A 12,023-nucleotide genomic window follows, 5' to 3' on the forward strand; every position below is an offset into this window, starting at 1 on the left:
TTAATATTCAATTCCCTTCCTGGCTTTTATGCCCTTGTCATAAGGGTGCTTTACCTTTCTGATTTCAGACACATAATCGGCTTCTTCTAAAAGCCTTTCCGAAGGATTCCTCCCTGTCAGAACCACTTCAAGGCCTTCCCGGCGGTTCTTTAAAAAATCAAGGACCCTGCTTTCCTCCACAAGGCCGTAATTGCAGACTGCCATGATCTCATCAAGGACCAAAAGATCAAAGCCCTCTTCCGCGGCCCTTTTTAAGGTGGTCTCTAAAAGCCGGGAATAATAGGCTCTGGCCTCTTTTTTCTGCTCCTCTGTCATATTCGTAAAAAAACCGAAGCTCCGCTCACAGGGGGTAACCTCTATTTCCGGCAGAGCTTTTAAGCTGTTCACCTCACCGGAGTGGTCGGTCTTTAAAAACCGGGTGACCAAAACCTTTTTCCCGCTGCCCGCTGCCCGCACTGCCAGACCTATGGCAGCAGTGGTCTTTCCTTTTCCGTCTCCGCAGTAAATGTGAATACAGGAATTCATCAAGTCTCCTCCTTCCTATACAGACATAGTCTATTCCCTTCCTAAATATTCTCTGACAAAGCGGGAAACCTCCTGTTTTTTTCCGTACCGCTCCCGGACGTAATTGATATGAAGCCGTTCCCTGGCCCTTGTCATCGCCACATAAAACATACGCCTTTCCTCCTCCAAATCAGCAGGAAGAACCGCCTTGTGATGGGGAGTGACCCCTTCGTTGGCATCTATGATATAAATAATCCGGTATTCCAGCCCCTTGGAGCTGTGCATGGTCATAAAGGCCACTCCCTCAGGGCTTGATTCCCCGGATTGGACCTTAGCCTTTAACTCTCTGCCGTACTCCTCCATATGGTCAAACCACGCTTTAAAAGAGGCATAACCGGCCCCGCTCTCCTGAAGCTGGTCCAGAATTTCCAACAGCTCCTCCGGCTTCATTCTTCTGTACTGGGCGTATTCCCTGATATAATCGTCATAGCCCATGGCTTTCCGGATATAGTTTACCGCAGCCGCCGGCGCCATATTCTTTATCATCCGCAAATCATACTCCAACTGCTCAATCCGCTCCACCATCCAGCCCTTGTCCTGGTAAAAGGATTTGACTGACTCCCAGTTCACCTGACTGAGCTCCAGAGCATCCCGGCTCACATACCGGTTGGGGCGGTTGATGATGGAAAGGACATTGGCTCTGGACAAGTCCCCTGCTGCCGCATTAATATAAGAAATAATATTTCTGGCAATCCAGTGGTCGTATAGGTTGGGAAGAGAATCCCTCATGGAAAAAGGGATGTTGTATTCCATAAATTTCTCAATCAAAAGCCTTGGCCCCAGATTGGTCCGGTATAGGACAGCCATGTCCTCCCAGGCAAATCCGGCCTTTTCATAGGCCAAGATTTCCCGGACAACCTCCAAAGTCTCCTCCTGGGGGTCCTGCCACACCCTTGTGACCACCGGCTTTCCCTGTCCCTTTTTCGTGACAATTTTCTTCGGAAACCGCATTTCATTATGCCGGATCAGTTTTCCCGCCGCCTCCACGATTTCCTTTGTGCTTCTGAAATTAATGTCCAGAAGAACCCTTTTGGCCTGGGGATAATCCTTTTCAAATCCCAGCATGATCTCAGGCTTTGCTCCCCGGAACCGGTAAATGGACTGGTCATCGTCTCCCACGATAAAGAGATTGTCTTCGGGAGCCGCCAGCATCCGGATCACCTCGTACTGGACCCGGTTGATGTCCTGAAACTCATCCACCAGAATATACCGGTATTTTTTCTGCCACGCCTGTAAAATATCCTTTCGCTGGGTGAACAGCTCATGGCACATGACCAGCATATCATCAAAGTCAATGAGATTGGCTCTTCGCAGCCTGTCCTCATAACCCGTATAAAGCTGTTTGAACATTTCCTCTGAGCAGTTCTTGGAATAATAGTGGTCTAAGCTGATCATTTCCCCTTTTACGGAACTGATTTCCGAAAGAATGGAGGTCACAAATTCCGCTTCATCCTCCACCTCCATCCGGCATTGATCCATCTCTTCTTTTATGTACCGTATCTTCTGCTCTTCCCTGACAATGCTTCCTCCGTCGTACCGGTAAGCGAACTTTAAAATCCTGAAAAAGACGGAGTGAAAGGTTCCGAAGCTGATCCTCGACTTCCCTCCTCCTGACAGGGCTTCAAAACGCTCCTGCATCTCTCTGGCCGCCGCCCTGGTAAAGGTGATGACCAGAATTTCAGAGGGGTCCACGCCATAGCTGCCGGTCAGCCGGCATATCCGGTGGGTTATGGTAAAGGTCTTTCCGGAGCCCGGCCCTGCCAGAACCAGCATAGGGCCCTTATGGTGGAGAATCGCTTCCCTCTGGGCTCCCTCATAGGTAACTTCTTCCTTCATGGTCTCCTCTTTCCTGCCCATGTCTGGGGCAAATGGTATGGCTGAAAAAGCAGGGGCTTGGTAGAATCCCGGCCCCTGCTTCTGTTTTTATCCTTATTCTTAAGCCTCTTCCAAAAGCCGGATACCCTTTCTGATTCGTTCCAGGGACTCCTCTTTTCCAAGAACTTCCATGATCTCCGTAGCTCCGGCAGGAGTCATCTGCTTTCCGGACACCGCAGTCCGGATCGGCCACATAACAAAGCCGGTCTTGCACTCCTTTTCTGCCACATAGTTTGACAGCGCCTCATAAAGAGCGTCATTGCTGTAATCCTCCTGGGCTTCCAGTATGGGAAGAACCTCTTTTAAAAGGGCCAGGGAAGTTTCGCTGTTAGTCTTCATCTTCTTGTTGGTATACATGGCTGGATCGTATTCCGGCAGGGCTTCAAAGAAATCAATGTGCTCTGCAATATCCGGGAACACCTCAATTCTGGTCTTGACCATGGAAGCGATCTTTTTTAAATCCAGGTCCTTTTTGATAACAGCCTTTAAGTAAGGCTCTGCCAGCTCATAGAACCGCTCAAAATCCATTGCCTTCATGTATTCGCTGTTCATCCATTTTAATTTGACCACATCAAAAACAGCCGGAGACTTGCTGATATTGCGGTAATCGAAGTCCCTGATCAAATCCTCTAAAGAGAATATTTCCTGATTGTCCACCGGGGACCACCCTAAAAGGGCCACATAATTGACGACTGCTTCCGTAATAAAGCCCTGTTCAATCAAATCCTCATAGGAGGAGTGTCCGCTTCTCTTGCTCAGTTTCTTATGCTCCTCATTGGTGATGAGAGGGCAGTGAACGTATACCGGAACCTCCCAGCCAAAGGCGTCATAAAGGCGGTTGTATTTGGGGGAAGAAGATAAGTATTCGTTTCCTCTTACCACATGGGTAATTCCCATCAGATGATCGTCCACCACATTGGCAAAGTTATAGGTGGGGTATCCGTCGGATTTGATGAGGACCATGTCATCCAGCTCAGAGTTGTCCACAGAAATATCTCCGTAAATCTCATCATGGAAGGTTGTGGTTCCCTCAGTGGGGTTGTTCTGGCGGATGACGTAAGCCATGCCAGCCTCTAAATTGGCTTTTACCTCTTCTGCTGAAAGGTGAAGGCAGTGCTTGTCATAGCTCATGATCTCCTGGCCTTCGACGGTTCTCTTTAAGGAGTCCAGCCTTTCCTGGGTACAGAAGCAGTAATAAGCCTCTCCCTTTTCCACCAGATTTTTGGCATATTCCAGATAAATGCCGGACGCCTGGCGCTCGCTCTGAACGTAAGGACCCACTCCTCCGTCCTTATCCGGACCCTCGTCATGAATCAGGCCCGTCTTTTCCAGGGTTCTGTAAATAATCTCAACAGCGCCTTCCACATAGCGCTCCTGGTCCGTGTCCTCAATGCGCAGAAGGAAATCGCCGCCTTCATGCTTTGCAATTAAATAGGCATACAGTGCTGTTCTCAAATTTCCCACGTGCATACGGCCTGTAGGACTGGGGGCGTATCTTGTTCTTATTTTATTCATCTTAAACTCACTCCTGAATTTATGTTAGTGTATTGGCAAACCGGCCCGTCAGAGCCAAATCGAATTTCATTATATAACGAACCACTGTAAAAAACAATCGTTTACAGGAAATCTTTACCCGATTCCAGGGCCTGCATTTTCTGCTCCGGGCTCATAATCCCCCGGTCCCATGCCAGGGTCCCAGTCCTCTTCATAATCCCAGTCTCCCGGAAAAATCGGCTCTATAACAGTCTCTCTGGGAGCTGTTTCCCTTGGAACAGTCTCTCTGGGAGCTGTGGTCATTCCCGGACCGACTTCCTGGGGCTTGTGGCCGGAATCCTCCTGCTTTGGCAGGGATAAGGCCCTTCTGACAGCATCGTCGACCTGGGGCTTTAACCCTTCGTAGTATTCCGTAGCGGACAGGCTCTGCAGGATGGTGTTGGCTCTTGTGATCTTTTCATCAGTTGTGCTGTCACGGTACTCCAGGGCATTTAACTCCCCTATGACAGCCTGAAGGTCTGCAAGGGCCTGCTGGAGAGCCTGCACAGCCTCCTGCTCCTTTTGAGCCTGAATCTGGGCATTTCTCTTCTCTTCAAAAAGCTTCCAGCGTGTGACATCCGATCTGGCTGCTGCCTCGGCTACAGAAGAAAACAAGTCCTTTCTTCCCGTTTCCGTGGTGGTCTTTTCCCCGGCAGAATCCACGTTCCAGAGAGAAACCGTAGCAGGCATATCCCAGTCTCTGGCGGGCAGGGAGCTGTTTATCTCCGCCATAAAGTCCTGCCATATCCTTCCGGAATACGTCTTTCCGTAGACTCCCGGCATGGCAGTCGGCGTGTCGTATCCCACCCACACGGCAGTGGTGTAATACTTCGTATAGCCGCAGAACCAGGTGTCCTTGTTGTCGTTTGTGGTTCCCGTCTTTCCGGCAGCCGGAACGCCGATTCCCAGGCCGTAGCCTGTTCCGTAAGGCTGCTCCATGGTTCCTTTCAGCACATCGGTGATCATATAGGCGGTGTCTTCTGTAAAGATTCTGTCATCGCCCTGGTTTCCCTTATATATTTCCCCGTCATACTGGCTGGTTATGCCTGTAATGCAGGTATTATTGCTGAACATGCCCTTGTTTGCGAGAACGGAATACCCTTTGGCCATATCCACCACCCTGGCACCTTCCGTAAAACCTCCGATGCTCATGCTGTTGTTTCCGTTATCCAGATAGCTTAGGCCTGTAAAATCCATTTTCCCCAGATACCGGATTCCCGTGCTGACTCCGATATCGGCCAGCACCTGCCAGGCTACGGTATTTAAGCTTCGGTTCAATGCTTCTCTGACGGAAATATTACCGAAATACTGGCCTCCGCTGTTTTTCGGCCCCTTGTCAAACAAATAGTCATTGACCAGTCTGGAGGGATAGTAATATCCGGTCTCAAAGGCAGGAGCATAGTCGATCAAAGGCTTTATGGTGGAACCGGGCTGGCGTTTGCTTAAAAATCCCCGGTTGTACTCGTCATCCGTACCTCTTCCGCCCACAATCGCTACCACATATCCGGTCTGGTTATCAACGCACACAGCCGCCCCCTGAAGAGCGAACTTGCCGTTTTCCTGCAAATCCTTAAAGCCCTCCAGGCGCTTGTCAAGGACGTTCTGGAGAGAGTTCTGAATCTCCGTTTCCAGGCTGGTATGTATTTCAAACCCGCCGTTTCGGATCATATCGCTTTTGGACTGGTAAAGCTCCTGATACCGTTCCTTATAGGAATCGTAATCTTCTTTATTTTCAAACACATACTGGAATACAAATCCGTCGTTTTTCATCAGCTCCAGAGCCGCACTGTAGATGGCATAGCTGGTCTGGTAATTTTCCTTTGTTCCGGGCTCATAGACCTGCAGCACAGTGAGGTCCTGGGATTTTGCATAATCCCGCTCTTCCTCTGTGATAAACTCGTTTTGGGCCATGTTGTCCAGAATCTGATTCCGCTTTTCCTTTGCATTTTCCGGACGGGTCACCGGGTCATACCTGGAGGGGTTGTTGCTGATTCCCACCAGAGTGGCGGCTTCCCAAAGGGTCAAGTCCTTAGCCGCCTTATCAAAATAATACCGGCTGGCTTCCGCCACCCCGTAGCAGCGGTTGGCATAGAAGTTGGTATTGCAGTAAAATTCCAGAATCTCGGCCTTGCTGTATTTTTCCTCCATCCGGGGCGCTGCAAAAAATTCCGTCAGCTTTCTCCGGAAGGTTTTTTCCTGGGTCAGATAGGTGTTTTTGATCACCTGCTGGGTGATAGTGCTTCCTCCCTGGGTGATTTCTCCCTTGTTCTTCACAAGCTTAAAACCTGCACGGGCCAGACTGATGTAGTCAATTCCATGATGCTTATAAAAACGCTTGTCCTCCTGGGAAACGTAGGCATTCTGCAGATTTTTGCTGATCTCTCCTATGGGAACGTATTCATAATGGCCTGAATTAATGGTTCCGATCAGATTGCCTCCGGAATCATAAATTCTGGTATCCACAGGCTGGGAAAAATCCGTTTTGGTCGTATTGCGTATGATGGAGTCCGCCTTTTCCCTGCAGGCTGTAATTTCCTCCTGATACTTCAAGTATATGCCGCCGCCGATTAAGCAGCCCAAAACCATTGCCCCAAGAAATGCGAAAATGATCACTTTAATGGGCCGAAAAAAAACAGACCACGTGCTTTTTTGTTTCTTTTTCTTATTTCCCAAACCACTGTACCTCCTTACCGTCCTTTTTATACGAAAGTCCGGCCCTCCCCGGCTTTTTTCTTTAAAGACTGACTGTGAGTTATTCCAACGAAAAACGGGAAGTCTCTTCACTTAAGACTTCCCGTTTGTTACAGAGCTGATGACGGGACTCGGACCCGTGACCTCCTCACTACCAATGAGGTGCGCTACCACCTGTGCCACATCAGCATCTTTTTTTTGGTTCCCTGTTCGAACCTTGTATATCATAGCATGGGAATATGTCTTTGTCAACAATTTTTTTGTTTTTTTACTAATGTGTACAAAATAGCAAAAACTCCAAATGATATGCCTTTGAGACCCGGTCTCATGCCTTTTTAAAAGGAAGACGGACGGGAAATCCCTGCCTCCCATCCGGTTTCTCTTCCCACAATGTTTCTCTCACAGCATCCCTTCAAAACCCTCCCAAAGGGGAGGAACATCCCCAGGCATCCTATGACATACGCTCTATTTTCTTCTCCATCAGCTCGCCGTTGCTGGCATAGATCACAGCGTTTTCCCTGGTGATCTTTCCTTCTTTATACAGGGTCAGCAGGCTGGAATCCATGGAAATCATTCCCTCCGACTGTCCGGTTGCAATGACGGAATCGATCTGATGGGTCTTCCCCTCCCGGATCATGTTCCGGATGGCATTGTTGAAAAACAGGATTTCAAAAGCCGGATAAACGCCCCCATCGAGAGTGGGAATGAGCTGCTGGGAAACCACGGCCTGAACCACCATGGAAAGCTGCATCCGGACCTGCTGCTGCTGGTTGGGAGGAAAGCTGTCGATGATGCGGTCAATGGTATTGGACGCCCCGACGGTATGAAGGGTGGAAATGACCAGATGCCCCGTCTCAGCCGCTGTCATGGCGATCTGAATCGTCTCATAATCTCTCATTTCCCCCACTAAAATCACATCAGGGGCCTGGCGCAGAGCAGCTCTCAAGCCGCTCACATAGCTTTCCGTATCCGTTATGATCTCCCTCTGGGTCACCACGCTCTGCTTGTGCTTGTGTAAGTACTCCAAAGGGTCCTCTAAGGTGATGACATGGGCATTGCGGGTGTTGTTTATTTCATCAATGATACAGGCCAGGGTGGTGCTCTTTCCGCTTCCCGCAGGCCCGGTGACCAGCACAAAGCCCTTTGTCATTCTGGCAATGTCCATGACGCTTTCCGGCACGTGAAGGGCGCTGTGATCGGGCAGGGTAAAGGTCACCACCCGGATTACGGCTGCCAGGGAACCTCTCTGGCGGAACACGCTGGAACGGAATCTGGAAATTCCGGGAAGGGCAAAGGAAAAGTCATCGTCTCCCCGCTCCCGCACTCTCTGCATGCTCCGGTTTCCTGCCACCTCATAAAGCTGGGGGATCAGCTCCTCCATCTGCTCCGGAAACAGCTTTTCTTCATTCTGATATACGATCCTGCTTCCTATCTTACATGAAAACGGCATGCCGGGCACCAGAAAAATATCAGAGGCATTCTGCGCCACAGCAGCATTTAACAATTCCACTACATTCATCATAAATTTCCTACTCTTTCTCCTCTTCCCCTTCCCCGCCGGTCCACACCGGCATGGAATCATAGATTTCAAAATCTTCGGTCTGAATCACCTTCCACTGGGATATAGCCGGAGCCTGCCCCTCCTCCGGGAAAGGAACCACTTCGACCAAAAGAGCCTGGGCCCGCTCCATGGCGATCTGGGTCATTGCCGATCCCCTCTCAGGAACGTAATACTCCCCCAGCTTCTCTTCCAGAATCCGCCCGGCCTCCTTAAGGTCAGCGCTTTCCTGTCTGGCCTCCTGCGCTGCCTCTGCCACCAGACGGTAGAATTCTTCTCCCTCCCGGTCCGCCCGGTAATACTCCGTTACGGAAGCAGCATTGCGCTCGGCTAAGTTCCATTCGCTTTTGGCAGTGCTTAAGGAGAGCATACCAAAAGTCACAAGGCACATGACAATGAATATTAAAATAAGGGAAGGACTGCCAATGCCCGGCCTGTTTCCTGTTTCCTGCTTTGCCATGGTTTTACCTCCCTCATTCCTCTGTTTCCTGTCTGTAAACCAAAAGGCTGTATACCTCTTTTCCATTCCGGCTCACTATCACTTCGGCCTGACCAACCGCAGGAAATCCGGCCCTGGCCTGAAAAGCTCCGTCTTCCGGCTTGCAGGGAACCCCGTTTCTGTCAAATCCCATGACGTAAGCTTCCCCGTCCTGACCAAAACCGCCGGCTTCAAACCGATTCTCAAGTCCCTCTTTCCCCTCTGCCTTCCATACCTCGGCAATGCTTTGGGCGATTAAGACTCCCTGGTTTAAATCCGAAGCCCTCCGGCTCATGGAATCGGCCTTTGCAAAGGTCTGGATGCAGATGGCAGCGCAGAGGATAAAGAACAAAACCACAGCGATCATTTCCATCATAAATACGCCTGACTGGTGATTTCTATTCATGGGCCTTTCCTCCGCTTCTGAGGGAAAGCCATAAATCTCCTCCGCCTTTTCCCTCTGTTTTGATGTGAAGAAGCCCGCCACTCATTTCCATGGAAACCTCGCTGCATTCCAGTATTTCATTTCCATCGCCTACGGAAAGTCCGCTCTGGGAATCGGTAAACAGCTCCCACAGCCTTCCATCCTGATAGTAAATATCCGTCACATAGACCGAATCCCCGATGCTCTGCTCCAGCTTAAGGACCGTCACGCCCTTATCCTCTGAAAGAAACACCCTTCCGGCTTCATCTCCCTGTCTCACCTTGTTGGCGATATAGCTTAAGGCCACATCTCCCCGGTAGGTATCCTCTGCCCTGGCATTGATATTTTCATAGACCTTGCCTCCGATGAGAACAGAAAACAGGGCACAAAGCACAAATACCAGAAACAAAAGGATGGTAAAGAGAACTCCGGTCAGCCGTCCTCTCTGGTTTTCCTGACCTCTCATACTTCCACCTCCCGGTTCTTATTCACGCAGATTGACGGTAATATCCGGCATGAAATTGGAAGCAAACCCGCTGTAAAACACGTCATACCGGTCCCTGTCAATCTGTATTCCATAATTTTCCTCCAGATATTCCACGCTGGGCGGATACCTCCCCTCAATGGCATAGCACTGGACCGAAGCCCTGCGTATGGCATCCCGGAGGGTTTCCGCTCCCCTTGCTCCCGCATTCTTTGAAAAGCTCATAATCCCGGACGCAAAAAGGGCGATCACGCAGACAAAGACAGGCAGAGAAACGAAATAGACCTTAAAGTCCTTAAATGCCTGTTTCCATTTCTTCATCTCTCCCCCTCCTATCCGATTGCCGATAACACGCCCATCAAAGGCAGCATGACGGAAAGCAGGATGAGGCCCACGGCAACAGCTAAAACAGCCACAATGGTGGGTTCAAACCGGCTGACCATATGCTCAAGGCTTAAGTCGGCCTCTTCTTCATAGCTTTTGGAAATTTCCTCCATGACCCGGTCCAGTCTGCCGCTTCTCGTTCCCACTTTGATCATCTGGGCATAAAAGCCTTTAAACAGGCCGGTGCTTTTCATGGCGCTGTAATAATCAGTCCCTGCCTCCAGCTCCTCGGAGCAGGTCTTTATTTTCTCTTCCACAGTCTTGTTTTCCACCAGTTCCCCTGCCAGCTCCATTCCCTTTTCAAGGGGAAGCCCGCTGTGAAGCGTCAGGGCCAGAACAGAGGTGAATCGGCGGTTTGCCACTGCAAGGGCGATCCTGCTTCTCTTTTTGATCCACTGGATCAGGCGCTGGGCAATGGGAAGCTGTTTCCCCTTACGGCCCAGAAACCAGAGAAAAGCGGATGCTGCCGCCAGGAAAACGCCCAGAGCCAAAGCGGCTGCGCAGAAAGCGCCTCCCATCCTGGTTGCAGCAACAGAAACAGGAGACATCTCTGCCCCCAATTGTTCATAGACATTTTCAAATACAGGCATTACCCTGGTAAACAGCACGAATAAAACCACCAGAAGCATGAAAATCATCATAACAGGATAGGTGACCGCATTCTTTATATTTTTCATGAGAACGTGTTCTTTTTCATAATATTCAGCCAGGGATTCCATGATTTCATCAAGAGTTCCTGTCTCTTCTCCCAGTTTTGCCATGCGGACCACGTAGGGAGGATAAGCCCCTGTCTGCTCCAGCACCTTTGAAAAAGGAACTCCCAGCTCCGCTTCCTCTGCCATCTGCAGAAGAAACTTTTTTTCCTCCTCCCAGGCTGAATCCTCCGCCATAACAGACAATCCCTCGTCAAGAGGGATTGCTGCATGAAGAAGAATTGAAATCTGGAGGCAGAAAGCGGAAAGTTCCCTGGAGGAATATTGCCTTTTCCCTTCCATTGCCATGTTCAGTTCTCCTTTTTCTTATAAAGTTTTCTTGTTAATATGAGTATTTTGCCTGATAGTTGGCGCTGTTGTTAATATATTCCAGAATGGACGGGTCATTTCCTCCTGTAGAGGCAAAGGTCGGGTCCATGAGTTTCCAATTGTAGCCATCAAAGTAAATGATGTTGTCGATCCAGCCCTGGCCTTCAATATAAACATTGACCCAGGCGTGGTAAATGCTTCCCGTATACCCAACCACAAGCTTTGTGGGAATGTCCTGGGAACGGAGCATAGCCGTCATCACTGCGGCGTAGTCAAAGCAGATTCCTTTTTTCTTCGCCAGAATATCATCCACGTTAGGCAGATATCCCACCTGAACGGAATTGGCAAGAGCGGTATCATAGGTGAAGTTCTTTGTGACATAGTTGTATACATTGGTTACAACGCCGACTGCATCTGCTGCAGAAGCCGAAACCTCCGCTCCCTTTTTCACCACTTCACTTCCTGCAGAGAAGTTCACATACTGGTTGGGATAGAGGAATGGCTCAAATTCATTGATAAGAGTCACATTGATATCATTGCTGGATTTTACAGCGTACTGGTTTCCCTGTACCTGCTCCAGAACACGTACCGTATATTTTCCGTTTCCTTCGGTCAAAGGAAATACTTCATAGGCTGATCTGGCATTGAGATCGTAGTTATACGTCTCTCCGCCGCTTTTTATTACCTGAACCTTTATTTTAGAAGAACCGCCGGTATAGCTTACCATCACATATCCCTGGCTGGTATTGGAGGCATCCACGGTTACGGAATTATTGCTGTAGGTAACAGTGCCGGAGGCCTGGGGAGATCTTACCTTGCTCCCCGCGGGCTTGGAGTAAAGGGGCACCGCCTCATCTTCAATCGTCACCACAGTTTTCCATTCAATGCTTTCACTTGGGACGTTTGCTGCCGGCGTGCGGCCAACTGATGCAAAACCTCCTATAGAGAGCAAAGCTGCTGTAAAAACTGCGGCAAAAACTGCACTATCTTTTTTCATAATCTTTTCCTCC

General features: G+C 49.6%; 11 protein-coding genes and 1 tRNA gene. All 12 read right to left on the bottom strand.

Annotated features, from left to right (window positions below; genetic code table 11):
• Entirely contained in the window at positions 1-525 is a 525-nt protein-coding gene (locus QM657_RS00770; protein WP_415064614.1) for a cob(I)yrinic acid a,c-diamide adenosyltransferase, read from the bottom strand.
• 30 nt (positions 526-555) lie between these two features.
• Positions 556-2,400, bottom strand: a complete 1,845-nt coding sequence (locus QM657_RS00775) for an ATP-dependent helicase (RefSeq protein ID WP_415064615.1) — start codon at positions 2,398-2,400, stop codon at positions 556-558.
• Between the two features lie 99 nt (positions 2,401-2,499).
• Entirely contained in the window at positions 2,500-3,954 is a 1,455-nt protein-coding gene (gltX, locus tag QM657_RS00780) for a glutamate--tRNA ligase (RefSeq protein WP_415064616.1), read from the bottom strand.
• Positions 3,955-4,068: 114 nt separating this feature from the next.
• Complete coding sequence (locus QM657_RS00785) at positions 4,069-6,645, bottom strand: transglycosylase domain-containing protein (RefSeq protein WP_415064617.1); 2,577 nt, start codon at positions 6,643-6,645, stop codon at positions 4,069-4,071.
• A 134-nt stretch (positions 6,646-6,779) separates the two neighbouring features.
• Positions 6,780-6,852 (bottom strand) — tRNA-Thr (locus tag QM657_RS00790).
• Positions 6,853-7,114: 262 nt separating this feature from the next.
• The gene (locus tag QM657_RS00795; RefSeq protein ID WP_415064734.1) at positions 7,115-8,182 is read right to left on the bottom strand and encodes a type IV pilus twitching motility protein PilT; all 1,068 of its coding nucleotides are present in this window, start codon (positions 8,180-8,182) and stop codon (positions 7,115-7,117) included.
• 10 nt (positions 8,183-8,192) lie between these two features.
• Positions 8,193-8,681, bottom strand: coding sequence for a short-chain dehydrogenase (locus QM657_RS00800; protein WP_415064618.1), 489 nt, complete (start codon positions 8,679-8,681; stop codon positions 8,193-8,195).
• A gap of 13 nt (positions 8,682-8,694) precedes the next feature.
• Entirely contained in the window at positions 8,695-9,105 is a 411-nt protein-coding gene (locus QM657_RS00805; RefSeq protein WP_415064619.1) for a hypothetical protein, read from the bottom strand.
• Positions 9,098-9,589, bottom strand: coding sequence for a DUF4860 domain-containing protein (locus tag QM657_RS00810; protein WP_415064620.1), 492 nt, complete (start codon positions 9,587-9,589; stop codon positions 9,098-9,100). The genes QM657_RS00805 and QM657_RS00810 overlap by 8 nt, the downstream gene beginning before the upstream one ends.
• 18 nt (positions 9,590-9,607) lie before the next feature.
• Positions 9,608-9,928 (bottom strand): hypothetical protein, encoded by a 321-nt coding sequence (locus QM657_RS00815; RefSeq protein WP_415064621.1) that lies wholly within the window; start codon positions 9,926-9,928, stop codon positions 9,608-9,610.
• An 11-nt stretch (positions 9,929-9,939) separates the two neighbouring features.
• Complete coding sequence (locus QM657_RS00820; protein ID WP_415064622.1) at positions 9,940-10,992, bottom strand: type II secretion system F family protein; 1,053 nt, start codon at positions 10,990-10,992, stop codon at positions 9,940-9,942.
• Positions 10,993-11,026: 34 nt separating this feature from the next.
• Entirely contained in the window at positions 11,027-12,010 is a 984-nt protein-coding gene (locus QM657_RS00825; protein ID WP_415064623.1) for a transglutaminase-like domain-containing protein, read from the bottom strand.
• Positions 12,011-12,023 lie beyond the last annotated feature (13 nt).

The sequence above is a fragment of the Lacrimispora sp. genome (assembly GCF_047605665.1).
Classification (GTDB): domain Bacteria; phylum Bacillota; class Clostridia; order Lachnospirales; family Lachnospiraceae; genus Lacrimispora.

Excerpts from the sequence above, each read along its gene's own strand:
- QM657_RS00770 (WP_415064614.1), bottom strand. The coding sequence starts at position 525 with ATGAATTCCTGTATTCACATTTACTGCGGAGACGGAAAAGGAAAGACC.
- QM657_RS00825 (WP_415064623.1), bottom strand. The coding sequence starts at position 12,010 with ATGAAAAAAGATAGTGCAGTTTTTGCCGCAGTTTTTACAGCAGCTTTG.
- QM657_RS00820 (WP_415064622.1), bottom strand. The coding sequence starts at position 10,992 with ATGGCAATGGAAGGGAAAAGGCAATATTCCTCCAGGGAACTTTCCGCT.
- QM657_RS00795 (WP_415064734.1), bottom strand. The coding sequence starts at position 8,182 with ATGAATGTAGTGGAATTGTTAAATGCTGCTGTGGCGCAGAATGCCTCT.
- QM657_RS00775 (WP_415064615.1), bottom strand. The coding sequence starts at position 2,400 with ATGAAGGAAGAAGTTACCTATGAGGGAGCCCAGAGGGAAGCGATTCTC.
- QM657_RS00810 (WP_415064620.1), bottom strand. The coding sequence starts at position 9,589 with ATGAGAGGTCAGGAAAACCAGAGAGGACGGCTGACCGGAGTTCTCTTT.
- QM657_RS00815 (WP_415064621.1), bottom strand. The coding sequence starts at position 9,928 with ATGAAGAAATGGAAACAGGCATTTAAGGACTTTAAGGTCTATTTCGTT.
- gltX (WP_415064616.1), bottom strand. The coding sequence starts at position 3,954 with ATGAATAAAATAAGAACAAGATACGCCCCCAGTCCTACAGGCCGTATG.
- QM657_RS00800 (WP_415064618.1), bottom strand. The coding sequence starts at position 8,681 with ATGGCAAAGCAGGAAACAGGAAACAGGCCGGGCATTGGCAGTCCTTCC.
- QM657_RS00805 (WP_415064619.1), bottom strand. The coding sequence starts at position 9,105 with ATGAATAGAAATCACCAGTCAGGCGTATTTATGATGGAAATGATCGCT.